Below are 23,666 nucleotides of genomic sequence, written 5' to 3' on the forward strand. Positions count from 1 at the left end.
GTTCAGAACCAGAAGCGTATGCCGATGACGAAGTTGGTGACGCTGGGATCTTCTCCGGCTGCTCGCGCAAGATCGGCGCTTCGACCCGTTTTCCAGGTCTGTTCGACACCGATATAGGGCGCGATCTCGCGGATGATCTCGTAGCGCAGCCGTATGCCGACTTCGAAGCTCTCGATCCCTGCGCCGATTCCAAGCTCGGGCACGTCCTGCGCTGACAGGTTGAGTTCGGCGCGCGGCTGGATGAGGATCGACTGGATGATGCGCTGATCGAGCTCGGCTTCCACTCGTGCGGTCAAGTCGCCCCGGTGCGACAGAAACAGCGCGGTATCCAGCTCGAACATATAGGGCGCGAGCCCCTGGATGCCGATGACCGCATAGCTGGTATCGGGCCCGGCGAGATCCTGACGGAATCCGGCCTGAAGATCGAAGAACGGCGCGATCGCGCGCGAATAGAGTGCCTGGATTTCGAGCTCCTCGATCGGCGCGCCAAAGCTGCCTTCGCCCTCGCTCTTGAACCAGAACTTGTAAGTGGTGTCGCCGTAGAAGCCCTGCAGATCCCAGAGATAGCCGTTGCGGCCGTCGCGTGCCTGAAATTCGGTGCGGTCGGCCTGAAACCAGAACAGGTTGAAATCGCCATGGGTTTTCTGCAGGTCCTCGCGCGAAGCACGCATCGCCTCGGCGCCCCAGATGGCGTCTGCTGCACGAGGCGGGCCGCTTCCGGCTTCGGGCGGCGGCGGGGTTTCCATGTCGGGTCCGGGTGAAGCTGCCGAAGGCTCCGGCGCCCCGTGGCCCATGGCTGAATGATCCATGGTGCTGTGGTCCATCTCACCCTGATCCGATGCCCCGTGATCCATCGACCCGTGATCCATCTCGCCATGGCCCATCTCACCATGGTCTATGCCTTGATCTTGGTCAGCGGGTTCGGGTTTCTCCTCGGCTGGCGCGGCCTGGTGCCCGGCATGCGGGGTTTCGGCCTGATGGTCGTCATGCGCCTGATGCTGCTGGGCCAGTGCCGGGCTGGCGAGCGGGATCAGCGCGGCGGAGACCAGCAGCCCCAGCCTCATGCCCCGCGCCCCGGCCCGGCGACGGTTACGGTCTGCATCATCCCGCCGTGCATGTGATAGAGCAGGTGGCAGTGAAACGCCCAGTCGCCAGGCTCGTTGGCGGTGAGATCGAACTGCGCGCTGGCGCCGGGCTGGACGATCATCGTGTTCTTGCGCGGCTGCAACTCGGCCGACTGGCCGTTGACCATCTCGAAGAAAAGCCCGTGCAGATGAATGGGGTGCGCCATCATCGTGTTGTTGACCAGCTTCACCCGCACGCGCTCGTTCCAGGCAAAGCGGATCGGAACATCGCTCACCGCAGAATACATGCGCCCGTCGAACGACCACATATAGCGCTCCATGTTGCCGGTGAGGTGGAGCTCGAGCAGTCGCGTCGGCTCGCGCGCATCGGAATTGGGTTCGGCCGCCGCGAGCATGCGATAGGTGAGCACGCGGTGCGGCACATCGCGCAGGCCCAGGCCCGGATCGCCCATCTTGTCGACCGGCGCCATCGAGACCATGTCGATGCCGGGGCCGACCTTGACGTCAGGCGGCAGCAGGCTGGTGTCGCGCATCTTCATGCCCTGCATGCTCATGCTGCCCGAGCCATGGTCCATGGAGCCATGGTCCATTCCGGCGTGCCCCATCGCGTCATGGTCCATGGTTTCGCTGGCATGGTTCATGCCCATGTCCCCCATGGTGAGCAGCGGCGGATCGCGAAGGGCTGGAACGTCCGCGCGCAGCCCCGGCGCGCTCGCCAGCGTCGCGAGCGCCATGCCCGATCGGTCCATCGATTCGGCCATGATGCTGTAGGCGGGGGCGGACCCTGGCTCGAGAATCACGTCATAGGTTTCCGCCGTGCCGATCTGCAATTCGTCCACCTCGACCGGGCGCACGCGCTGGCCGTCGGTCGCGATCACGGTCATCGGCAGGCCGGGGATGCGGATGTTGAAAAAGGTCATCGCCGCGCCGTTGATGATGCGCAGGCGGATGCGTTCGCCGGGCTTGAACAGATATTCCATGCCCTCGTTGGGACCCCGGCCATTGGCGAGGAAGGTATAGGTCTTGCCGCCGATGTCCGCGATGTCGGTGGGCATCATCCGCATCTCGCCCCACATCCGGCGTTCCTCGCCGGACATCGGGTAATTGTCGGTCCAGGTGGACTGCTGGCGGTTGAAATAGCCCTCGCCGGTGCGCAGCCGCTTCATGATGAAGTGCGGGTCGAGCGTGGTGAAATCGCTGACCAGCAGGATATAGTCGCGATCGACCTTGATCGCCTCGCCGCCCCTGGGTTCGATGATCATCGGCCCGTAATGGCCGGACTGTTCCTGCAGGCCCGAATGGCTGTGATACCAGTAGGTGCCCGACTGGCGCACCGGGAACTCGTAGGTGAACGTTTCGCCCGGCTTGATCCCCGGAAAGCTGATGCCGGGAACGCCGTCATATTGAAACGGCACCAGCAGCCCGTGCCAGTGCACCGAACTGTCGACATCGAGCGTGTTGGTGACGTTGAGGCGCACCGTGTCGCCTTCGGTCAGCCGGATCAGCGGCCCCGGCACGCTGCCGTTGACCGCGATGCCTGGCCCGCGCCGTCCCTGAACTATGCGATGCCCGCTGCCGATCGTCAGATTGACCTCCGGACCGCGCACTTCGTCAAAACCGGCGAGAATCCGGGGTCCGCTGCGGCTGTGTCCGCCGCCGTGCATGCTGTGACCTTGCGCCCAGGCGGGAAAGGCGGCCAGGCCAAGACCGCCGCCGATACCGGTCAGGATGGAGCGTCTGGAGAAATCTCTGCGCATGTTTGTTGCTTGTCCTCTGGCGTGCGCATACTATACCCCCCTACGGTATGCAACGCCAAACTGGAAGGATCAGCATGGCCAAGGACAGGACCGCAATCCTCAATCGCCTGAAACGCATCGAAGGCCAGGTGCGCGGCATTGCGCAGATGGTCGAGCAGGACCGTTATTGCATCGACATCCTCAATCAGGTGCAGGCAGTGAAGGCCGCGCTGTCCAAGGCGGAGAGCGAGATCCTCAAGGATCACGCCGCGTGCTGCGTGTCGGAAGCGATCGCCTCGGGCGATGCGGCCGAGCAGCGGATCAAGTTCAACGAACTGATCGAGCTGTTCGAGAAGGTCAAGAAATGAGCGGGAGCAAGACTGCCGTGCTCCATCGCATGGTGATGGACAAGCATGTCTGTCCCTATGGCCTCAAGAGCAAGTATCTGCTCGAAAGTCAGGGCTACAAAGTCGAGGACCACTGGCTGACGACGCGCGAGGAGACCGATGCGTTCAAGGCGAAGCATGGGGTCAAGACCACGCCCCAGACCTTTATCGACGGGTCAAGGATCGGCGGCAATGACGATCTGCGCCGGTATTTCGGCAGGAAGGTGAAGGACGCGGACGCGGTTTCCTATGTGCCGGTGATCGCGCTGTTCGCGATGGCTGCGCTGATGGCAGGGGCGATCACTTGGCTGAGCATGGGCAGCTTGCTGTCGGTGATGACGATCGAGACCTTCATCGCAATTGCGATGTGCCTGCTTGCGGTGCCCAAGCTGCAGGATGTCGATGCGTTTGCGACCATGTTTCTTGGTTATGACCTGCTGGCCCGGCGCTGGCTGCCTTATGCCTATATCTATCCGTTTGCCGAGGGGCTGGCGGGCGTGCTGATGCTCGCGCGGGCGCTCGACTGGGTGTCGATCCCGGTCGCGCTGTTCATCGGATCGGTGGGCGCGGTGTCGGTCTTCTACGCGGTCTATGTCCAGAAACGCGACATCAAGTGCGCGTGTGTCGGCGGCAGCTCGCGGGTGCCGCTGGGCTTTGTCTCGCTGACCGAGAATGCGATGATGGTCGCCATGGCGCTGTGGATGGCCGTTGGTTCACCAAACTGATCGACGCAATCGGGTTGATTGCGAAGACTGGGTTGCCGGTCGATGCATTGCGGTCGTCCGTTGTCTGTCCCGATCAAGCTGTCCGGCAAATGAGCGGTCGCACGCAGACTTTGGCATTTCTTATGGACAGGCCGCAAATGTGATTAGAGTTGCATCCGGGCGTCGATAATCTGGCCGTCATCAGGGTTCCCGCGAGAGGAATCACTTTGGGAGATGGCCATGAACATCATGTCTGGCACGCGCCGACGCGCGTTGACCTCTACTGCACTCGGGCTGGCGGCGCTGTGCGGCCTGCCGGATACCGCCTCAGCGCAATCGGCATCCGCACAGACACAATCTGCTGAAGAAGCGCAGCCACAGGAAATCATCGTCAGCGCACGTCGCCGCGAGGAGACGTTGCAGGAAACGCCGGTCGCCGTGACCGTGTTCAGCGGCGAGGCGCTGGAAGACCGGCAGATCACCCAGACCCAGGATCTTGAGCGGTTCACGCCAAGCCTCCAGTTCAAGCCGGCGGGGCAGCTTTCGGGCAACAGCGCGGCAGCGGTGGTCTTCATCCGCGGTGTCGGTCAGCTCGATCCGACAGCTGCGGTCGATCCGGGTGTCGGCGTCTATATCGACGATGTCTATGTCGGGCGCTCGGTCGGCGGCACCATCGAACTGGGCGATATCGATAGCGTCCAGGTGTTGCGCGGCCCCCAGGGCACGCTCTTCGGCCGCAACACGATTGGCGGTGCCATTCTTGTGAAGACCCGCGAGCCCCAATTCGGGGCATTTTCCGGCAAGACCCGCTTGCGTATCGGCGAAGATAATCTGATCGAGGGCTCGACCGCGCTGAACCTGCCCATCACCAGCAACATGGCGGCACGCGTCTCGGGCGGGTTCCGCAAGCGTGACGGCTATGTCATTCGCGAATTCGACGGGCTGGGCCTGGGCAACGACAATGTCTATACCCTGAATGCCTCGCTGAAATGGGAGGCTGCGCCGGGGTTCAACCTGCTGCTGCGTGGCGACTATACCGAGCGCAACGAGAACGGTGCGCCGTTCGTGTTTGCGGGGATCAACGAGCAGGCACCCGTGCCCGCCATCGCCAGCGTGGGCGCTGGTTGTCCCGGTGCGACGATCCCGTTCGCGCCGCTGACGCCCGGAAACCCGCGCTTTGGTGCGCCCAATGTGCCGCTGATCAACGACCCGCGCTGCGCCAATGATTTCTACAATCGCGGGCCGTTCGTCAACGGCGGCACCGCGCCGGTCCAGAGCACCTCGAAAGTCTGGGGTCTCTCTGCGACGGCCAGCCTTGAACTGTCCGAAGCGCTCACGCTCAAGAGCATCACTGCCTATCGCGATACAGAGGCGAGGGGCATTCGCGATGCCGACAACACGCCCTTCGTGATCCTCACCACCGATGTCGGATCGGAATCGAAGCAGTTCAGCCAGGAGCTCCAGCTCCAGCTCGATGCGGGCCCTGTGAGCGGGATTCTCGGGGCCTATTATTTCGACGAGGACACCAACGAGCGCGCGTCGGTGCCGATTTCCTTTCCACCGACTCCTGCTGTGATCGGCTCGATCCTGGCGGGCGGGCCCGGCAGCCGGGACCTGCAGCTGTCGGTGCTCGAGACCAGATCCTTTGCCGTGTTCGGCGAGGGGACCTGGGAGGTCGCGACCGGGCTCGAGCTGACCGGTGGCCTGCGCTATACCGAGGATCGGAAAACCTATCAGGGCACGGTGCTGAACCTGTTTCCGTCCACCCGGCCCGATCCCAATCCCTTGCCGACCGCTGCCATCCCTCAGGGCGGGCCATTGTTCATCTTCCCCACGCCCAATCGCGAGACCTTTTCGGCGCTGACCGGATCGGCGAGCATCCGCTATCAGATCGCCGACTGGGTGAGCACCTATGTGTCCTATGCACGCAGCTTCAAATCGGGTGGCTTCAATACCCGCTACAACGCCCCCCCGGCAGGCAATGTGCCGATCCCGTTCGACGAGGAGACTGTCGATAGCTATGAACTGGGTGCGAAGCTCGACTTCGGAGCTTTCCGCCTGAATCTTGCAGCCTTCCAGGCCGACTATCAGGACATTCAGCTGATCTTTCGTGCGGGGCCAGTTCCGCTGCTGTTCAATGCCGGCAAGGCACGCATTAGGGGCTTCGAGGCAGAAGCGTCCTATCGCAGCGGCGGGTTCAGCCTCGACGGTTCGATCAGCCTGCTCGACGATGACATCCAGTCGGTCACGCCGATTCCCGGGGCGACGGCAACCGTCGTGCCGGGCGACGATCTGCCACTCACCCCTTCGTTCCAGGGCAGCTTCGGCGTGGCATATGATTTTCCGCTGACCGACACCATGAAGCTCACTCCCCGGTTCGATGGCTCCTACACGTCATCGCTGGTGTTCATCACCGGCAGCGTGCCCGAGATCGAGCAGGATGGCTATTTCGTCGCCAATGCCTCGCTTACCCTTTCGCATGACGATGGCTGGAAGCTGCAGGGAGGGCTGACGAACCTGTTCGACGAACGCTATCTGATTCAAGGCAACGCCTCGCTGGCCACACTGGGCTATGCCGAACGGATATTCGCCAGACCGCGGCAATGGTTCCTGCAGGCCAGCTTCCAGTTCTGATCCCAGGGCGCGGCGCACCCTGTCTGCGCCGCGCCCGCCGGTCGGTCAGCGCGAAGCCAGGCGAAGCTGTTCGAGAAACGCCGCCTGCGCCAGCGTCGGGCGCCAGCCGGTTCGCGTCACGACGCCGATCGTCCGGGTAAGACCAGCGGGTGCATCGACAATCTTGCGCAGCCATTGCGTGGAAAGTTCGACCGCCACCTGATCGGGCGAGAGCATCGTCAGGAAATCGCTCGTCACCAGCAACTGGCGGATCGCAATCACGGATCCGCACTCGATCGGCACGGTCGGCAAGGGGAGCCCCGCCTGCTCGAACATCTCGCGCCAGCGGCCATGCAGCGGCGTGCCTTGCGGTGAGACGATCCAGGGATAGGCCGCCAGTTCCGCCAGGGTCGGCACGCGGTCGGCCAACGGATGATCGCTGCGCCCGATGATGGCTGGCCGATCGAGAAATAGCGCCTGCTGCTCGACATCGCTGCCCGGTATGGGCTCACGCAGCGCCCCAATGACCAGATCCAGATCGCCGTCGCGCAGCGGCTCGATCAGGTCGGCAAAGGCGCCCTCGGTAATCACGATGCGCACATCGGGAAATTGCGCGTGGAACGCCGCGACCGCCGCAGGCAGCACCCGTGCCCTGGAAAGCGGCATCGCGCCGATGGCGATCTTGCCGACTTCGCGACCCTTCAGCGTTTCGACCTCGGCTAGGCCAGCCAGCAATTCGGCCCGCGCCAGGCGGAATGCGCGGATCATTCGCCGTCCGCTTTCGGTAAAGCCGATACCCTTGCCGCGACGCTCCACCAATGTGCGCCGCAGCGCGATCCCGAGATCGGCCAGCGCGCGATGCAGGCTTGGCTGTGAAAGCCCGGTCAGGGCGCTGGCGCGGGCATAGCTGCCTCCTTCGGCCACGGCCAGCAGCGCGCGCATCTGGGCCATGGTCACGCGAGGGCTGCCGACATGGTCCAGCGCGCAGGCAATGCGGGGAGCAAGCAGAGCGGCGGCTTCAGTGGGCTGCATGCCTTCGGGCATCCGGCTGAACAGCGCGATGCCCAGCTGTGTTTCGAGCTTGCACAGGCCCTGGGTGATGGCTGGCTGCGATATGCTGACGGCTTCGGCAGCAGCCGAAACACTGCCAAGGCGCAAGATGGCAAGGACTGCGCGCAAATGACGAAGGTTCAGATTTTCCATCATCATGCGGCATTTTTAGCATGGACTTATGGCTCGGCAGAAGAGGGAAATGATATTTCTCATAACAGTGACAAATCCGTCACGGCCCGTTCGCCCGCCCGATCTTCCCGCAGCTTGCGCCGCATCCGCAGGCGTTGATCCTGCGCGACAAGACAAGGCAAAAATGCCGTTAATTCTGCTTGTTAGCGGAATGCGAGGGATGCTTCCCTAGCCCAAAAGTCTTCATAGTGAAGGCAATTCGTCGCGATGATCCATCCCCAGTCCTGGTCTCGTCGGACGCTCGCCGGGCGTGCAGCGCCATCGAGGCCGTCGATGCTGAAACGGCTGGGAAAGGACCGCTCGGGCGTGGCACTGCTCGAGTTCGCCTTTTCGCTGCCCATCTTCCTGGGACTGGGTCTGTATGGTACCGAGGTGGCCAATCTGGCCATCACCCAGATGAAACTCAGTCAGATTGCGCTCAACCTGGCCGACAATGCCTCGCGCATCGGAACGCTGAACTCTGCCCTGGGTGCCAAGGAGATCAACGAGCAGCAGATCAATGACGTTTTCCAGGCAGCGGCCATTCAGGGTGGTGCGCTGGATGTCTTCGAAACCGGCCGGGTGGTGCTGTCGAGCCTGGAGGTCAACTCCAATGGCGGCCAGACCATCATGTGGCAGCGGTGCAAGGGCAAGCTGGCCGAGGTATCGGATTACGGAGCCGAAGGGACGGGCGCATCGGACACCAGCTTTCCCGGCATGGGGCCTGCTGGCGACAGGATAAGTGCCAGCACTGGCACGGCGGTCATGTATGTGGAGCTGACCTTCACCTACGATCCGCTGTTCGGCGACCTTTTTGTCGATCCACAACCCTTGCGTCAGGAAGCGGCCTATACGGTTCGAGATGCGCGCGAGATCGGGAGTGCGCCGACCAACAATGTCTCGGCAGCCAGGCTTTCGACGTGCGACAAATATGATACGATCTTGCCGCAAACCAGCGGTGTCTAGCCTGCAGCTGGCAAGCTGAGCGCGCCTCGTGGCGCGATGCCGGCCCGGCCGGGCAGGCGCATTCAGTGTCCTGTCGTTAGGCGCTTTGAGCGGACGCCGTGCCGCCGGCGTCATTCGCCGGGCGATAGGCGCTGGCGATCCATTCGAGGCGGCTGTTCGCCAGCGACTGCGCCATGTCCTCGGATTCCAGGATCTCGGCGATCGCAACCTGACGCTGTGCCAGCAGGTCGATATCCTGCAGGAGGGTAAGGTTGCGCGTTGCCGTCTCCACGTCCTGGCACAGGGCAGAGCCGACCTGTTCGGTCAGATGCCCTGTAGAGCGCAGGAGATCGGCTATGACGCGCAGAGCAGAACGGTCATGCAGCATTCTGCGTAGCCTCGTCGACCGGGCACAGGCGTGCACCGAAATCGGCGGGAGCAACAAAGTTCATGATGCCCTTGGCAACGGCCGCGCCGATCATTTCGGGGATGAGTGCGGTATCAGGCGACTGCAGCAGGCAGGTGCCTTCGCCTGCACGCAGGGCGGCCATGCCCGCTGCGCCGTCTTCGCCGCCACCCGAGAGCAGCAGGCCGACGCCCTTTGCGCCCACGGTCCTGGCAAGCGATGCCAGCAAGAGGTCGGCGGAGGGACGGGCGCCGTTCACGGGATCGCGTTCGACCAGGCGGATACGGCCGTTCGGCCAGCTGTCGATGACGACGTGGAAGCGCGGATCGACGGCGACATGAACGATACCGGGCTCGAGCAGCGCGCCGTCTTCGGCGATCTTGATCTGCGCGCGGCAATCCTTGTTGAGATTGGCCACCAGCGATGCCGTCAGCGCCTCGTCGATCGCCAGCGAAACGATGGTCGGCGGACAATTGGTGGGCAGGCTGGTCACCGCCACGGTGGCCGGGTCGATCGATCCCATGCCGCCAGCGATCGCCAGCACCTGGCCGTTCCAGCGGTAGTTGAACGAAGCGCTGAGATCGACCGCATCCTTGGCCTTGCTGCGCGCTTCCAGATTGGTGCGCGCGGCGGTCAGCACCGTCTTGCACAGCTTGCCCGAGATCTTGGCGAACTCTTCTGCCGTTGCCTTCTGGGGCTTGGGGAAACAGTCGACGGCGCCCAGCTCGATCGCGCGCAGCGAGATGTCCGCGCCCTTCTGGGTCAGCGTGGAGAGCATCACGACCGGGATCGGGCGCTCGGCCATCAGCTCGGCGAGGAAGTCGATGCCGTTCATGCCCGGCATTTCGACGTCCAGCGTCAGCACGTTGGGGCGCAACTCGGCAATCAGTTCGCGTGCTTCGATGACATCGCGGGCAGCGCCCAGCACCTCGATATTCTTGTCCTTTTCCAGCGCGCTGGTGAACAGCGCACGCATGGTGATGGAGTCATCGACGATCAGGACACGGGCGGCGGCAGTCATTGTATTGACCCTTCAATTACGGGAAACGGTGCTGCGTTCAGGCAGCGTCGGCAAATTCAACTTCGTGCGTCAGGGCGCCCAGATCGAGCACCATGACCATGCGGTCATCCAGCGATGCCAGACCCTCGAGGAACGGCAGCACCGAATCGCCCGTCGTCGGCGGCGGCTGCAGCGCGCTCTGATCGAACGTGACGATGTCGCGAACTGCATCGACGATCATCCCCTTCAGCTGCCCGGCAACCTCGGTGACGATGATGACATGGCGCTCGCCGGGCTTGGACTTGTTCCAGCCGAGGCGCGCTGCCAGATCGATGACCGGCAGCACGATACCGCGCAGGTTCACCACGCCAGCGACATAATCAGGCACGCGCGGCAAACGTGTGGTGGGAGACCAGGCGCGGATCTCGCGGATACCCATGATGTCGATACCGAAGGTCTGGCCCTCGACTTCAAACGTGATCAGCTGGCGGTTCATCTTACTTCCCTCAACAATCGAACGGCATCAATGCGTGACGCGGCGCACGGCTGCAGCGAGCTTTTGCGCGTCGAACGGCTTGACGATCCATCCTGTCGCACCGGCCCGGCGCGCTTGTGCTTTCTTCTCCTCTGACGCTTCGGTCGTCAGCACCAGGATCGGGCGATTTTCGTGGATCGCGCCTTTCCGCAGATGCTCGATCAGGCCGAAGCCGTCCATGCGTGGCATGTTGATGTCTGTAATAACGACATCGCATTCGTTTTCCTTAAGCCAATCCAGCGCGGAAACGCCGTCATCGGCCTGATCGACATGAAAGCCCTCTGCGGTGAGCGCGTGCTTCAGCAGCGCGCGCATGCTGGGGCTGTCGTCGACGGTCAGGATGCGGGTCTTATCTTGAGCACAGGTCATCTTCTGGGGTCCTCTTCTCAAAACAGCTCAATATCGCCGTGATCTTCACGGAGCTTGGGTGTGGGCATATCCCGGGGTGCCTGCGAATTGTCGACGATGCGGCAACGGGCCTGGCCGTGATAAGGGCGGAAATCGACACGGCGAGCCGACGGCCCACCCAGCGATTGACTGACCAGCGGAATGCCTTCCGCCTTCAGGAAGGAATTCGCGAACTCGGCATTGGCGGTGCCGATCCAGCTCATCCCGGACGACATGTTGGCACCCCCGTAAAGGTGCGCGCGCAGCATCCGGCGGTCTGCGCCATAGGCCAGCATCTCGTTGATCAGCACTTCCATCAGGTAAACGCCGTAATGCTCGTCGAGACCCGCATCATTGCCCGGGCTGGCGAGCAGGAAATGGTTCATGCCGCCGATATTGTTGGAAGAATCGTACAGGCAGCAGGCAATGCAGCTGCCAAGCACAGTCGTCAGCTCAAGCCGCGGATCGCCGCTCACGCGGGCCTGGCCCTGCATCACCATCAGGCGGACCCGCTTGTGCTTGGAAAAGTCGATGGGTTCCATCAGCATAGCGCTACTCCCCCGAAGGCGACCTGAGCGATGCGGTGGATCGGTGCGACCACGCTGGCTGCACCCAGGGCGATCGCTGCGCCCGGCATGCCGAACACGACAGAGGTCGCCTCATCCTGCGCGATGGTCATCGCGCCGCTCTCTGCCATGGCGAGCAGCCCGTGGGCCCCATCATTGCCCATGCCCGTGAGCTGGATGCCGATGGCGTCTGCGCCCAGATTTTCCGCGACCGAATGGAACAGCACGTCGACGCTGGGCCGGTGGCCGCTGACCTTCGGGCCTGGCCTTGCGCGGACATACATGCCCGATGCGCCGCTTCCCCGGACTTCCAGATGCCGCTCGGTGCCTGGTGCGATGTAGACATGGCCTGCCCGCACCGGCAGGTCCGGTTCGGCGATCATCACCTTGGGCGCGCAGACCGAATCGAGACGGCGGGCGACGGCTTCGGCAAAGGCACCGTTGATGTGCTGTACCACCATGGTCGGGGGGCAATCGGCAGGGAACTGGCTGAGCAGCACATGCAGCGCCTCCACTCCGCCGGTCGATGCGCCGATCGCGATGAGCCGGGTCTGCGCCGAACCCAGCGTCTGGCGCGGGGCAGGGGCGGGGCGGACGCGGTCATGCGCCTGAACCTTGGCCTGGGCGGCGTTGCGGATCATTTCGGCCAGGCGGCCCTGGTCGGAGACCAGAATGTTGCCCGCAGCACCGCTCGGCTTGGCATAGCATTCGACCGCGCCGATCTCGAGAGCGCGGACGGTCATGGCCGAACCGCTTTCGGCAAGGCCCGACACGATGACCACCGGCGTCGGACGCAGCGTCATCAGCTTTTCCAGAAATTCCAGCCCGCTCATGCCCGGCATTTCGATGTCCAGCGTCACCACGTCCGGGTTGAGCGCCTTGATCATGCTGCGCGCTTCGCGCGCATCGACAGCGGTGCCCACCACCTGGATGTCCGTCGCCGGACGCAGCGCTTCGACCAGAAGCGCACGCATGGTGGGAGAATCATCAACGATCAGGACACGGATGGTCATGCGCCCTCCTTAAGGTAGATAGTCTTACCGATTTGCGTAAGGCAGGCCGCAGCAGGGCCTATGACGCGCTCGCTGTGACCGATGTAGAGATGGCCGCCCGGCAGAAGCTGGTCGGCAAAGCGTGCGACCAGACGCTCCTTGGTCGGCTGGTCGAAATAGATCATGACGTTGCGGCAGAATATTACGTCGAACCGCCGCTTCATCGGCCAGTCATGCAGCAGGTTGAGCCGGTTGAAGCTCACCAGATTGCGGACCTGGGGATTGATGGTCGTCGTCGATCCGCTGGCCTGGGTCCAGAGCCTGCGCAGCTCGGGCGGCATGGCGGAGATGTTTTCGGTCGTGTAGGTCGCTGCGCGCGCGGTCGCGAGCACATTGTCGTCAAGATCGGTGGCCAGGATGCGAAGGTCGGTGCCTGCCAGCGCAGCCGCCATGCGCGGGTCTTCGCCCAGTATTGTCGTGACGATCGACCAGGTTTCCTCGCCGCTCGAACAGCCTGCCGACCAGATGCGCACCGGCTGACCCTTGCGCGCCTTGGCGATCAGGACCGGTGCTATCTCTTCTCCCAGATGCTCGAAATGATGCTCTTCACGGAAGAAATAGGTGTGGTTGGTAGTCAGCGCGCAGATGACCCGGCGGAGCTCGTCCTCGTTATTCTTCAACGAAGCAAGATAATCGGCAAAGGTGGTGAAACGCGATTCGCGCACCAGCGGGGCAAGGCGCGAATAGACCAGCATCGACTTGGCCGGAACCAGGACGATTCCCGCCGTTTCATGCGCCAGCCGCTGCACGGTGGCAAAATCCTCCGGCGAATAGACCGCGCGGCTGATCCCCGGCAGGGTTTCAAAGGAGAGGGTTTGCGCGTTCACGCAACCTCCCGGTAGCTCTGCGTGCCTGCTTCGGCCGCGACCAGACCATCAACATCGACGATCAGTGCGACACGGCCATCGCCCAGGATGGTGGCACCGGCGACGCATTCGACCGAGCGATAATTGGCATTGAGGCTCTTGATGACGATCTGCCGCTGGTCGACGATCGAATCGACCAGCAGGGCGGCCTGTCCGGCAAGTTCGGTATCGACGATGATCAGCACAGCTTCGGTGGGATCGTTGATCTGGCCGTCGAGGTCGAGCGCACGGGCGATGTTGACCACCGGGATGAACCGGTCGCGGGCCTTGAGCATCAGGCGACCATTGCCCAGGCGGTGGATCTCGCCTTCGCCGGGACGCAGGTTCTCGACGATGTGCGACAGCGGCAGCACGAGAGTCTGCGTGCCGACGGTCACGGTCATGCCATCGGCGATGGCAAGCGTGAGCGGCAGCGTCAGGATGAAGCTCGTGCCGGCGCCAGGCTCGGTCTTGACGGTGATGCGCCCGCCCAGATCCTTCACGTTCTGGCGGACCACGTCCATGCCGACGCCGCGACCGGAAATGCTCGAAACCGTCTCGGCGGTCGAGAAGCCGGGGGCAAAGATCAGGTTGTTGATCTCGTCAGCCGAAAGGTTGGCGTCGGGCGCGACAAGGCCCTTTTCGACAGCCTTTTTCAGCACCTTGGCCTGATCGATCCCGCGACCATCATCCTCGATGCGGATCAGGATGCGGCCCGAGCGCTGCTCGGCCGAGAGCTTGAGCGTTCCATCGGGGCTCTTGCCGTTCGCGGTGCGGGTGGCAGCATCTTCGATGCCATGGTCAGCCGCGTTGCGGATCAGGTGCGTCAGCGGATCGCCCAGACGCTCGATGATCGTCTTGTCGATTTCGGTTGTTTCGCCCGACACTTCCAGATTGATGTTCTTGCCGGTGCTGGCCTGCAGGTCGCGCAACAGACGCGGCACGCGGCTGAACACGGTGCTGATCGGCTGCGCGCGGATCGCCATCGCACGTTCCTGCACATCGCGCGTCAGCGATTCGAGCATGGCCAGTTCGCTACTGTTGCGCATGCCATAGGACGACATCTGCTGGCCGAGCATGGCCTGGGCGATCATCATTTCGCCGACGGTGTCGATCAGCTGGTCAAGCTTGCGCAGGTCGATGCGGACCGATTGCGACACGGGGGCCGCAGGCGCCGCGGGCGGCGCGGCCTGCGACGAAACGAGCGCTGGCTTCGCGCCAGCTTCAGGCTTTTCAGCAGCTGCTGCCTGTTCTGCGGCAGCAGGCGCGGGCGCCGGCTCTACAGCGGGCGCAGCCGCAGCCACGGGCGCGGCGGTTACCGGTTCCGGCGTCACTACGGGCGCGGGCGCTGCAACGGGCTGTTCCACGGGCTGCGCTGCCACAGGGGCAGGAGCAGGTGCGGGAGCAGGAGCGGGTGCGGGTTCCGGCGCAACTTCGACCGGGGCGGGCGGAGCGCTGACCGGGGCAGGAATGCCAGAGCCGGAGTCGATTGCAACGTCCAGATCGTCGCCCGAGAAGCCGAACACGTCCTCGATCGCATCGCGCTCGACCTCCCCGGGCAGGGTGACGTCCCAGGCGAGATACGCGCCAGCGGGATCGAAGCTGTCGAGATCGGGCAGCGCACTGGTGTCGAGGCGCACGGTGCCTTCGCCCAGCGAGCGCAGTTCGCGCAGCAGCAGCAACGGCTCACCGCCGTTCAGCATGGCGCTGGCCTGGGGCTTCATGCTGACGCGCCATGCTGCCTTGGCAGGCGTGATGTCGGTGGCAATGTCGCTCAGCATCGCGTCAAGATCGAACGACAGCAGGTCGTCGACGCTCGACATGGTTTCGGCAGCAGCCGGTTCCTCGGGCGTTGCGACAGCAACCGGTTCCGGTTCGGGTTCGGCGGCGACTGGCGCAGCGGCGGCCGGAGCAGACTCTGCAGGCGCAGCCGCGCCACCCTGCTGGGCTGCGGCAAGCTGGGCCAGCATTGCGCTGTCATCGGGCGAATCGTGCCCTTCGAGCGCGCAGGTCACGTGATCGCCGAGCAGATCGAGCGCCCGCAGAAGCAGCGACAGCAAGTCTTCGGTCATCGGCAGGATGCCGTCGCGCACGTCCGAGAGCAATGTCTCGAAACCATGGGTGTAGACCTGCAGCGACGTGTAGCCGAATGCCCCTGCGCCACCCTTGATCGAGTGGACCGAACGGAACACGTCGTTGACCGCGTCCATATTGTCGGGCTGGGTCCGACAGATGGTCAGCGCCCGCTCGGCAGATGCCAGAGCTTCCTCGCACTCGGCAAAGAAGATGGTACGGATTTCCTCGTTCGTCATGACGCCATTCCATTTCCGCACAGCATGTCCGGATCAGCTCCGGCATTGGTCAGCGTTGAGCGCATCTTCTCGGACGGAGTGATGGTGAGCGACTGCCCGGTGCGATTCGCGGTCTGGCGCGCGCTCAGCAGCAGCTGGAGCATGGCCTGGCCGAGCGCAGAGACGTCCGACCCGTCGAGCGTCACCGGTCCTGCCTTCAGCTTGTCCCGCAATTCGGGGTGCAGCGCGATCGCGGCGGCGCGGTCGCAGCGGCTGGGCAGAGTCAGTTGAGTCATCACCCTGTTCTCCTGTTCCTCAGAATTCAGACCAGTCTTCGTCGGAATTGGTTAATGCGAGGTTTCCTGAGACCATCGGAGCGCGCGCTACTGCTGCACGGCGGGCCGGCTTGGCGCTCGCTGGCCTTGCGGGAACGACATTGCCGGTCTGGAAGCGCTGGACGACCTGCGAAAGATCGGTGGCCTCTTCGGCAAGGCTGCGCGCTGCAGCATTCGATTCCTCGACCATCGCGGCGTTCTGCTGGGTCATCTTGTCCATCTCGCCGACGGCGATATTGACCTGCTGCAGCCTCGTGGCCTGGATCTGCGCAGAGGACGATATCTCGGTGATGCGCTCGTTGATGGCTGCCACGCGGTCGCTGATCTGGACGAGCACGGTTCCGGTCTCGTCGACCAGGGCCACGCCATCGGAAACACCTGCCGTCGATGCAGTGATCAGTTCCTTGATGTCCTTGGCGGCATCGGCCGAACGCTGGGCGAGGGCGCGCACCTCGTTGGCGACCACGGCAAAGCCCTTGCCGGCATCGCCCGCGCGGGCTGCTTCGACGCCTGCGTTGAGTGCAAGCAGGTTGGTCTGGAACGCGATGCCGTCGATAACATCGATGATGTTGGTGATCTGGCTCGAGGATTTCTGAATCGCGTCCATTGCCTGCACGGCGCGGCGAACCACGGCGCCGCCGTCCGTAGCGGCATTGTGCGCCTCGCTCACCTGCTTGCCGACCTCGGCCGCGTTCTGCGCGGTCTGCTGGACCATGCTGGTCACCTCGCGCATCGCGGCGGCGCTTTCTTCAAGGCTGGCGGCCTGCTGCTCGGTCCGCTGGGCCAGATCACCCGATGCCGAGCGGATTTCGGAGGCTCCGGTGAGAACATTGGCTGCGGCGGACGAGGTCTGGGTAAGCAGCTGGCACAGCTGTTCCATCGTCTCGTTGAAATTCCGGCGCAGCGAATCATACTCGCCGTCGAAGCTCTGATGAATCGCGTAGTTGAGATTGCCCTGCTTCATGTGCTGCAGGCCAGTCGTAAGCTCGGTCACCACGACGTGCAGTGCGTCATCCGATCCGGTGCGTGCGACCGAATTGTCCTTGAAGGCGAGCATCGCCTTGTTCATCCGGCCCACGCAATCCCGATGATCGGTATAGGCTATGGGGCTCTGGAGATCGCCGGCAGCCAGCGCCTCCATGCGCACGATGGTGGCCACATACGGATCGCAGATCGCCTTCTTCGCAAACAGGACGAACGCCCCTGCAGCCAGCATGACAGCCAGTTCCACCAGAAGCTCAGCCCCAGCTCCAGGTTCGCCACTCACGAGATCGGCGGCGCCGAGCACGACAGGAACAGCGGTCAGCGCCACCAAGACCGTGAAGATGATGTCGAATTTCTTGCGGATAGGATAATGCGCGCTGAAGTCTTTAAACATGTGCCCCCCATTGCTGCCGTCGGCAAGCGTCGGAGACTCGCGATAATCGGCAAACCGATAAACAATGGTTAATGATAAATGCCCGCGTGGTTACGCTGCTTTGGCACCGAGCCGACCGGCGAAGCGTACGATGACGCTCTCCGCCAGAACGCGGCGGTTATCACGGGCCAGCCTTGCGGGAGGGGTGATGGCGAACTGTGCCAAGCCAAGGAATTGGAAAGCTTGGGTGAATTTACCGGCTTCATGGAATCGACCGGCGAGCCAGGCCAGTCCCGCAAATAGCAGATGCAGGTTCAGCAGGCATTGTTGAGCTGGTGGCGCCCGCCCGGAAAGTCCTGTTTGCGGCGCCGCAAAAAAAAGCGATCGGCGCAAAAATACCGGAGCGCGCGTCGCACTGTCCCATCGCTTCGACAGGTGCTCGCAACAAACTGTGCTCGCGCGTCAAGCAGGCATGACCATATGACGAGCGAGGCCCTTTTCGGCGCAGGAAATGTTATGAGGATATCCGTCCGTCAACACTCTTCGTCCATGAAGAGTGGTGACCCCTACGGGAATCGAACCCGTGTTTCAGCCGTGAAAGGGCCGCGTCCTAACCGCTAGACGAAGGGGCCATCTGTGCGGGAAGCGCCCCTCTAAGCAGTTGGCTTCGTGCAGTCAAGCGCCCGTTTTGGCTTTTTTCCGCTTTTTCAGAAATCCACTGGAGCAAGGTCGTCCACATGCATTTCGGCGGCGTGGTTGCCGTTCCAGTTGTCGATCTTTACCCGCCCCGCAAGCCAGAATCGCCGGTCGCGCGGGGCGCCTAGCAGAGCCTGACCCAAGGGCGTGTCGACGCTGCGGAACGCCATGGCCTTGAACGATGCACCGTCATCGCCCGCCGCGATCGCGCGGACATGCGTGGTGCCGACGACATCGCAGCGCACGATTCGTACTGGTCCGGTGGCGATGCGCGGCGCGGGCCAGCCCATGCCATAGGGCCCGGCCGATTCCATCTGCTCGACAAGCTCGGGCGTCAGACCACGCGGCGCGACCAGCGCATCGACCAGCAGCCGCGAGGCGCCCGAAGCTGCCGCGACGGGCGCTGCCAGACGCTCTTCCAGAAACTCGCTGAAACGGTCGAGGAGATCCGCGTTGATCGTCAGCCCTGCCGCCATCGCATGGCCGCCGCCCGCGACGAGCAGCCCGGCATCCTTGGCCGCGATGATTGCCGCGCCCAGATCGACGCCGGGGATCGAGCGGCCCGATCCCTTGCCGATTCCCGCATCATCCAGCGCGATGACCAGCGAGGGGCGATTCGTCCTTTCCTTGATCCGACCGGCGACAATCCCGATGACCCCTGGATGCCAGCCTTTGCCTGCGAGCACCGCCACGGCGCGGTTGTGCTGCGCGGCGAGCAAGCTTTCTGCCTCCTCCTGGACCATCGCCTCGATGGCGCGGCGCTCGTCGTTGAGCCGCGACAGTTCCGCAGCGATGGCGCGCGCTTCGGTCTCGTCTTCGGTGGTCAGCAATCGCACGCCAAGGTCCGCCGAGCCAACGCGTCCGCCTGCATTGATGCGCGGGCCTAGCGCAAAGCCGAGGTCAGAACAGACCGGCGCGCGGGTCAGCCTGCTCGCCTCGATCAGCGCGGCCATGCCGATATTGCGCCTGCGCCCCATGATCCTGAGGCCCTGCGCCACGAACGCGCGGTTGAGACCTTTCAGTTGCGCGACATCGGCGACAGTGCCCAGTGCCACGAGATCAAGCATCTCCATCAGCGCCGGCTCCGGCCGGCTGGTGAAATAGCCTTGCGCGCGCAGGGTCCGCACGACAGCAGCGGCTAGCAGAAAGGCGACGCCCACGGCGGCGAGATGGCCGTGCGATGCCGCCTCGTCGTCCTGGTCGAGCCGGTTCGGGTTGACCAGCGCAAAGGCACGCGGCAGTTCGGCGGCGCATTTGTGGTGATCCACGACGACGACATCGACGCCTGCCTCGTGTGCCATCTGCAGCGCCTCATAGGCCATGGCGCCGCAATCCACGGTGACGATCAGCGTCGATCCTGCTTCGGCCAATTTGGTCAGCGCGGCGCCGGAGGGGCCATAGCCTTCCATCAGCCGGTCCGGGATATAGGCACCTGCCTCGAGCCCGAGAGCGCGCAGCAGCCGGATCAGCAAGGCTGCGCTGGTCGCTCCGTCGACGTCGTAATCGCCATAGATGGTCACCTTCTCGCGCGCGATCACGGCCAGAGCGAGGCGGTCGGCAGCATTGTCCATGTCGCGAAAGATCGAGGGATCGGGCATGAAGCTGCGGATCGTGGGCGCGCGGTGCCGCTCCAGATCGTCGCGCGGAACGCCCCGGCTGAGCAGCAGCAGTGATACCAGATCGTCGGGCTGCAGATCGGCCTCCCGCCGGTCGCCCTCCGCGCCTCGCCAGTGCCAGGGCTGGTCGGTAAGCGATCGGGCTATGCCGAGAACCGGATCGGGATGCAGCGTGGCCATGCGGGGGAATTCCTGGTTATGAGAATGAACCGTTTTCCGGCGAAAGCTGGAATCCAGAGCGGGCACGGAGCAATCTCGCCTCTGGGCTCCGGCTTTCGCCGGAGAACGGTGCTGGTCTTTCAGAAGGTCTAGCCTGCCAGCCAAAGTTTGGCGAGAGCCTGTCGCAAGGGCTTGGACGTTCTCTCCAGCATCGATAGACCATGCCCATGTCCCAGCCACCGACCCTTCTCATCGTCTGGCACAGCCGCACCGGTACGGCGCGCGCGATGGCGCAGGCAGCAGCGGATGCGGCGCGCGCCGAAGGCGAGGTGCGCATGCTGGCGGCAGATGAGGCACACCCCGAAGACCTGCTTGCCGCCTCGGGCTATCTGTTCGTCTGTCCGGAGAATCTGGCGAGCATGACCGGCGCGATGAAGGAATTTTTCGACCAGAGCTACTACCCCCTTCTCGGGCGTATCGAGGGCCGACCCTATGCGGCGATGGTCGCAGCAGGATCGGACGGGGCAGGGGCTGTGCGGCAGATCGAACGGATCTCGACCGGCTGGCGATTGAAGCGCATCGCCGAGAGTCTGATCGTCTGCACCCATGCGCAGACGCCCGAGCAGATTGCTGCGCCCAAGCTTCCGGACGAAGCTGCTCTGGCTCGCTGCGGCGAATTGGGCGCGATGATCGGCGCGGGGCTGGCCATGGGCATTTTCTGAGCTTAAGTGTTTGCATCTGAAACGAGATTTGGGTCCATTCCAGGGGAGTATCGCATGCTGTTCCGTTCGTCGCTGCTGGCTGTCGCCGCGCTGATCGCTGTTCCCGCTGCAGCTCAGCAGGCGCCAGTCGAAACCCGCCAGGTTGGAACCGCGCGGCTGGAAAACGTGCCGGAGATTCCGCAGGACATCCGCGACGCCGTGCAGCGCTATCAGAATTATCGCGAGGCGCGCTTCCAGGACTGGCTGCCCGACGGATCGATGCTGATCACCACGCGCTTCGGTTCGACCTTGCAGGTGCACCATGTGCCCGCGCCCGGTGCGGCGCGGCGACAGCTGACCTATTATGGCGAGCCTGTAGGCGGCGCGAAGGTCGTTCCTGGCAAGAATCGGTTCGTGCTGACCCGCGATACCGGTGGCGACGAATGGTTCCAGCTGTTCGTCCGCGATCTCGACGGCGTCGGCCAGCCGCTGACCGAGCCGGTGACGCGCAACCAGTCACCGGTCTTCGCCAAGGATGGCAGCCTGCTGGTCTGGTCGCGCGCCACCAAGGGCTCGCCCGATTACGCGATCATGGCCGCCGATCCCGCAGACCCCAAAAGCCGACGCATGGTCTGGCAGGGCACCGGCGCAGTCGGGCCGCAGGACATCAGCGCCGACAAGGCGACGGTGCTGCTTGGCAAGGGCATTTCCAATCGCGAGAACCAGTTGATGCTGCTCGACATGGCCAGCGGCAAGGTCACCCCGCTCGACTGGTCGCTCAAGGCCAGGGCGCGGTTCGAGGATCCGCGCTTCATCGATGGCGGCAAGGCGATTGTCGCGATCACCAATGCGGGCAGCGATTTCCGGCGGCTGGTGCGGATCGACACTGCCACGGGCCAGATGACCCAGCTGTCCGACAGGGTAAACTGGGATGTCGAGTCCTATGACCTTTCGCCTGACGGCCGCACGCTGACCTATACCATCAACGAGGATGGCTATTCGCGGGTTCTGCTCAGCTCGCTTACTACGCCGGGTGCCGTATCGTCGCCCGCACTGCCGCGCGGCGTCGTGACCGCGTTGGCCTTTTCGCCCGATGGCGGGAAGCTGGCGGTGGGCCTCACCAATGCAACGACGGCGGGAGATGTCTGGGATGTCGATCTCGGCAGCGGCAAGGTCACGCGCTGGACACAGTCCGAAGCCGGAGAGATTGATGCTGCCAGACTATCCGAACCGACCCTGATCCGCTTCAAGAGCTTTGACGGGCTTTCGGTCCCCGCCTTTGTCTATCGGCCAAAAAATGCTGCGCCTGACGCGAAGCTGCCGGTGATCATCGACATCCATGGCGGGCCCGAGGCACAGACCCGGCCGAGCTGGAACCCCGGCGCGCAATATTTTGCCGATATACTGGGCGCCGTGGTCATCCTGCCCAATGTGCGCGGGTCCGACGGATATGGCACCAAGTATCTCAATCTCGACAACGGGCCGCTGCGTGAGGACAGCGTCAAGGACATTGGCGCGCTGATCGACTGGGCAGGCGCGCAGCCCGGCATGGATGCCAGGCGGATCGCGGTCTATGGCCAGTCCTATGGCGGTTACATGTCGCTCGCCAGCATGACCTTTTATTCGGACAAGCTGGTAGGCGGGGTCGAGCGCTATGGCATCAGCGATTTCATCAGCTTCATGGCTAATACCGAAGCCTATCGCCGCGACAACCGCCGCGCCGAATACGGTGACGAGCGCGATCCCAAGATGCGCGCGGTGTTCGAACGGATCGCGCCGCTCAAGAATGTGGGCAGGATCACCAAGCCGATGCTGGTGATGCAGGGCGCGAACGATCCGCGCGTGCCGCAGTCCGAATCCGACCAGGTGGTCGCCGCGCTCCGCTCGAACGGCGTCGAGACCTGGTACGTGCTCTACGCCGATGAGGGCCACGGTTTCCTCAAGAAGGCCAACAACGACCTGCGCCGCGAAGTCGAGACGGTCTTCCTCAAGAAGCTGTTCGCGCAATGAGGACATTCTTCGACGCGCGCCAGCATGACCATGCGCCTGCGATGGAGCTGCATAACGGCGCCTATGTGCCCTATGCCGAACATCGCGGGCGAATGGAGAACGTGCTCGAGGCGCTGAGCTATGTCGAGGCTCCGCGCGATTACGGGATGGAACCGATCCGCCGGGTGCATCGCGACAATTATCTCGAGTTCCTGCAGAGCGCGCACCCGCGCTGGGTCGAAGCGGGGCGCAACGGCGATGCGCATGGCTATGCCTGGCCGGTTGTCGGGCGGCGTCCTTTGAAGTTGAACCGCATTGACGCCGATCTCGGCCAGTTCAGCTTCGATGCCTCCAGCCCGATCGCTGCGGGCACCTGGACCAGCGCCTATTGGGCGGCGCAATCGGCGCTGGCCGCGACCGAGGCGGTTCTGGCGGGGGAGCGTGCGGCCTTCGCGCTGTGCCGTCCGCCGGGCCACCATTGCGGCGCGGATTATCTCGGCGGCTATTGCTTCATCAACAATATCGCGGTGGCGGCTGAGGCGGCAATAGCGGCGGGGAAGAAGCGCGTCGCGATCCTCGATATCGATTACCATCACGGTAACGGCACCCAGGACATATTCTACGATCGCGGCGACGTGCTGTTCGTCTCGGTTCATGCCGACCCCGCGACCGACTATCCGTTCTTCTGGGGCCATGCCGACGAACACGGCGAGGGGGAAGGCGAGGGCGCCACGCTCAACCTGCCGCTGCCGCGCGGCACGGACCTGGCCGCCTATACCGCTGCGCTGGATACAGGCCTCGCCGCGATCCGCGATTTCGGCGCGGACATGCTGTGCGTTTCGTTCGGTGCGGATACCTTTGCCGGCGACCCGATCTCGCAGTTCGCCCTGCAGACGGCGGATTACACGCCGATAGCGAGATCGATCGCAGCGCTCGATCTGCCGACCGTGATCGTCATGGAAGGCGGCTATGCGGTGGACGCACTGGGCGCGAATGTCGCGGCGTTTCTGGCGGGGTTCGGGTAGACAGACATGGGTGCCC

The 23,666-nt window shown here is 63.7% G+C and carries 21 protein-coding genes and 1 tRNA gene; 7 read left to right on the forward strand and 15 right to left on the reverse strand.

Annotated elements, in window-relative coordinates; genetic code table 11:
- Positions 1–2: 2 nt before the first annotated feature.
- Together C7451_RS02305 and C7451_RS02310 are read right to left on the reverse strand one after the other, a co-directional pair.
- Entirely contained in the window at positions 3–1,064 is a 1,062-nt protein-coding gene (locus tag C7451_RS02305; RefSeq protein ID WP_110297332.1) for a copper resistance protein B, read from the reverse strand.
- The gene (locus tag C7451_RS02310; protein WP_110297333.1) at positions 1,061–2,842 is read right to left on the reverse strand and encodes a copper resistance system multicopper oxidase; all 1,782 of its coding nucleotides are present in this window, start codon (positions 2,840–2,842) and stop codon (positions 1,061–1,063) included. The genes C7451_RS02305 and C7451_RS02310 overlap by 4 nt, the downstream gene beginning before the upstream one ends.
- A 74-nt stretch (positions 2,843–2,916) precedes the next feature.
- On the opposite strand from C7451_RS02310, the gene C7451_RS02315 reads away from it, so the two are divergent.
- The 3 genes from C7451_RS02315 to C7451_RS02325 all read left to right on the forward strand — a co-directional run bounded on the left by C7451_RS02315 (position 2,917) and on the right by C7451_RS02325 (position 6,545).
- On the forward strand, positions 2,917–3,189 hold the full coding sequence (locus C7451_RS02315; RefSeq protein WP_110297334.1) for a metal-sensitive transcriptional regulator: 273 nt from the start codon (positions 2,917–2,919) through the stop codon (positions 3,187–3,189).
- Positions 3,186–3,932, forward strand: a complete 747-nt coding sequence (locus C7451_RS02320; RefSeq protein ID WP_244181494.1) for a glutaredoxin family protein — start codon at positions 3,186–3,188, stop codon at positions 3,930–3,932. Before C7451_RS02315 ends, C7451_RS02320 begins: the two co-directional genes overlap by 4 nt.
- A 219-nt stretch (positions 3,933–4,151) precedes the next feature.
- Positions 4,152–6,545 (forward strand): TonB-dependent receptor, encoded by a 2,394-nt coding sequence (locus C7451_RS02325; protein WP_244181496.1) that lies wholly within the window; start codon positions 4,152–4,154, stop codon positions 6,543–6,545.
- 45 nt (positions 6,546–6,590) lie between these two features.
- On the opposite strand, the gene C7451_RS02330 is transcribed toward C7451_RS02325, so the two are convergent.
- Complete coding sequence (locus C7451_RS02330; RefSeq protein WP_110297335.1) at positions 6,591–7,733, reverse strand: LysR family transcriptional regulator; 1,143 nt, start codon at positions 7,731–7,733, stop codon at positions 6,591–6,593.
- Between the two features lie 306 nt (positions 7,734–8,039).
- Between C7451_RS02330 and C7451_RS02335 the strand changes: the two genes are divergently transcribed.
- Entirely contained in the window at positions 8,040–8,711 is a 672-nt protein-coding gene (locus tag C7451_RS02335; protein WP_110297336.1) for a TadE/TadG family type IV pilus assembly protein, read from the forward strand.
- 76 nt (positions 8,712–8,787) lie between these two features.
- Here C7451_RS02335 and C7451_RS02340 read toward each other — a convergent pair whose 3' ends face one another.
- The 12 genes from C7451_RS02340 to recJ all read right to left on the reverse strand — a co-directional run bounded on the left by C7451_RS02340 (position 8,788) and on the right by recJ (position 19,956).
- Entirely contained in the window at positions 8,788–9,078 is a 291-nt protein-coding gene (locus C7451_RS02340; protein WP_110297337.1) for a hypothetical protein, read from the reverse strand.
- A complete protein-coding gene (locus C7451_RS02345) occupies positions 9,068–10,117 on the reverse strand; it encodes a chemotaxis protein CheB (RefSeq protein ID WP_110297338.1) in 1,050 nt (349 codons plus the stop codon). The genes C7451_RS02340 and C7451_RS02345 overlap by 11 nt, the downstream gene beginning before the upstream one ends.
- A gap of 37 nt (positions 10,118–10,154) precedes the next feature.
- Entirely contained in the window at positions 10,155–10,592 is a 438-nt protein-coding gene (locus C7451_RS02350) for a chemotaxis protein CheW (RefSeq protein WP_110297339.1), read from the reverse strand.
- A 27-nt stretch (positions 10,593–10,619) separates the two neighbouring features.
- Positions 10,620–11,000 carry a response regulator gene (locus C7451_RS02355; RefSeq protein WP_110297340.1) on the reverse strand — a complete coding sequence of 127 codons (381 nt, stop codon included), beginning with the start codon at positions 10,998–11,000 and terminating at the stop codon, positions 10,620–10,622.
- 17 nt (positions 11,001–11,017) lie between these two features.
- On the reverse strand, positions 11,018–11,560 hold the full coding sequence (locus C7451_RS02360) for a chemotaxis protein CheD (RefSeq protein ID WP_110297441.1): 543 nt from the start codon (positions 11,558–11,560) through the stop codon (positions 11,018–11,020).
- A complete protein-coding gene (locus C7451_RS02365; RefSeq protein ID WP_110297341.1) occupies positions 11,560–12,597 on the reverse strand; it encodes a protein-glutamate methylesterase/protein-glutamine glutaminase in 1,038 nt (345 codons plus the stop codon). Before C7451_RS02365 ends, C7451_RS02360 begins: the two co-directional genes overlap by 1 nt.
- A complete protein-coding gene (locus C7451_RS02370) occupies positions 12,594–13,463 on the reverse strand; it encodes a CheR family methyltransferase (protein WP_110297342.1) in 870 nt (289 codons plus the stop codon). Before C7451_RS02370 ends, C7451_RS02365 begins: the two co-directional genes overlap by 4 nt.
- Positions 13,460–15,793: a chemotaxis protein CheA gene (locus tag C7451_RS02375; RefSeq protein ID WP_110297343.1), complete on the reverse strand. Its 2,334-nt coding sequence runs from the start codon at positions 15,791–15,793 to the stop codon at positions 13,460–13,462. The genes C7451_RS02370 and C7451_RS02375 overlap by 4 nt, the downstream gene beginning before the upstream one ends.
- Entirely contained in the window at positions 15,790–16,068 is a 279-nt protein-coding gene (locus tag C7451_RS02380; protein ID WP_110297344.1) for an STAS domain-containing protein, read from the reverse strand. The genes C7451_RS02375 and C7451_RS02380 overlap by 4 nt, the downstream gene beginning before the upstream one ends.
- 19 nt (positions 16,069–16,087) lie before the next feature.
- Entirely contained in the window at positions 16,088–17,485 is a 1,398-nt protein-coding gene (locus tag C7451_RS02385) for a methyl-accepting chemotaxis protein (RefSeq protein ID WP_167398398.1), read from the reverse strand.
- 536 nt (positions 17,486–18,021) lie between these two features.
- A tRNA-Glu gene (locus tag C7451_RS02395) sits at positions 18,022–18,096 on the reverse strand.
- Between the two features lie 75 nt (positions 18,097–18,171).
- Entirely contained in the window at positions 18,172–19,956 is a 1,785-nt protein-coding gene (gene recJ / locus C7451_RS02400) for a single-stranded-DNA-specific exonuclease RecJ (RefSeq protein WP_110297346.1), read from the reverse strand.
- Between the two features lie 206 nt (positions 19,957–20,162).
- On the opposite strand from recJ, the gene C7451_RS02405 reads away from it, so the two are divergent.
- The 3 genes from C7451_RS02405 to C7451_RS02415 are packed head-to-tail and all read left to right on the forward strand — an operon-like array spanning position 20,163 to position 23,650.
- Positions 20,163–20,657: a flavodoxin family protein gene (locus tag C7451_RS02405; protein WP_110297347.1), complete on the forward strand. Its 495-nt coding sequence runs from the start codon at positions 20,163–20,165 to the stop codon at positions 20,655–20,657.
- 54 nt (positions 20,658–20,711) lie between these two features.
- Positions 20,712–22,646: a S9 family peptidase gene (locus C7451_RS02410; protein ID WP_110297348.1), complete on the forward strand. Its 1,935-nt coding sequence runs from the start codon at positions 20,712–20,714 to the stop codon at positions 22,644–22,646.
- Positions 22,643–23,650: a histone deacetylase family protein gene (locus C7451_RS02415; protein ID WP_110297349.1), complete on the forward strand. Its 1,008-nt coding sequence runs from the start codon at positions 22,643–22,645 to the stop codon at positions 23,648–23,650. Before C7451_RS02410 ends, C7451_RS02415 begins: the two co-directional genes overlap by 4 nt.
- Positions 23,651–23,666 lie beyond the last annotated feature (16 nt).

It is taken from the genome of Blastomonas natatoria (assembly GCF_003201955.1).
GTDB classification, from domain to species: Bacteria; Pseudomonadota; Alphaproteobacteria; order Sphingomonadales; family Sphingomonadaceae; genus Blastomonas; species Blastomonas natatoria.

Coding starts and splice junctions, on each gene's coding strand:
- C7451_RS02305 (WP_110297332.1), bottom strand. CDS start 1,064: ATGAGGCTGGGGCTGCTGGTCTCCGCCGCGCTGATCCCGCTCGCCAGC.
- C7451_RS02310 (WP_110297333.1), bottom strand. CDS start 2,842: ATGCGCAGAGATTTCTCCAGACGCTCCATCCTGACCGGTATCGGCGGC.
- C7451_RS02315 (WP_110297334.1), top strand. CDS start 2,917: ATGGCCAAGGACAGGACCGCAATCCTCAATCGCCTGAAACGCATCGAA.
- C7451_RS02320 (WP_244181494.1), top strand. CDS start 3,186: ATGAGCGGGAGCAAGACTGCCGTGCTCCATCGCATGGTGATGGACAAG.
- C7451_RS02325 (WP_244181496.1), top strand. CDS start 4,152: ATGAACATCATGTCTGGCACGCGCCGACGCGCGTTGACCTCTACTGCA.
- C7451_RS02330 (WP_110297335.1), bottom strand. CDS start 7,733: ATGATGATGGAAAATCTGAACCTTCGTCATTTGCGCGCAGTCCTTGCC.
- C7451_RS02335 (WP_110297336.1), top strand. CDS start 8,040: ATGCTGAAACGGCTGGGAAAGGACCGCTCGGGCGTGGCACTGCTCGAG.
- C7451_RS02340 (WP_110297337.1), bottom strand. CDS start 9,078: ATGCTGCATGACCGTTCTGCTCTGCGCGTCATAGCCGATCTCCTGCGC.
- C7451_RS02345 (WP_110297338.1), bottom strand. CDS start 10,117: ATGACTGCCGCCGCCCGTGTCCTGATCGTCGATGACTCCATCACCATG.
- C7451_RS02350 (WP_110297339.1), bottom strand. CDS start 10,592: ATGAACCGCCAGCTGATCACGTTTGAAGTCGAGGGCCAGACCTTCGGT.
- C7451_RS02355 (WP_110297340.1), bottom strand. CDS start 11,000: ATGACCTGTGCTCAAGATAAGACCCGCATCCTGACCGTCGACGACAGC.
- C7451_RS02360 (WP_110297441.1), bottom strand. CDS start 11,560: ATGGAACCCATCGACTTTTCCAAGCACAAGCGGGTCCGCCTGATGGTG.
- C7451_RS02365 (WP_110297341.1), bottom strand. CDS start 12,597: ATGACCATCCGTGTCCTGATCGTTGATGATTCTCCCACCATGCGTGCG.
- C7451_RS02375 (WP_110297343.1), bottom strand. CDS start 15,793: ATGACGAACGAGGAAATCCGTACCATCTTCTTTGCCGAGTGCGAGGAA.
- C7451_RS02380 (WP_110297344.1), bottom strand. CDS start 16,068: ATGACTCAACTGACTCTGCCCAGCCGCTGCGACCGCGCCGCCGCGATC.
- C7451_RS02385 (WP_167398398.1), bottom strand. CDS start 17,485: ATGTTTAAAGACTTCAGCGCGCATTATCCTATCCGCAAGAAATTCGAC.
- recJ (WP_110297346.1), bottom strand. CDS start 19,956: ATGGCCACGCTGCATCCCGATCCGGTTCTCGGCATAGCCCGATCGCTT.
- C7451_RS02405 (WP_110297347.1), top strand. CDS start 20,163: ATGTCCCAGCCACCGACCCTTCTCATCGTCTGGCACAGCCGCACCGGT.
- C7451_RS02410 (WP_110297348.1), top strand. CDS start 20,712: ATGCTGTTCCGTTCGTCGCTGCTGGCTGTCGCCGCGCTGATCGCTGTT.
- C7451_RS02415 (WP_110297349.1), top strand. CDS start 22,643: ATGAGGACATTCTTCGACGCGCGCCAGCATGACCATGCGCCTGCGATG.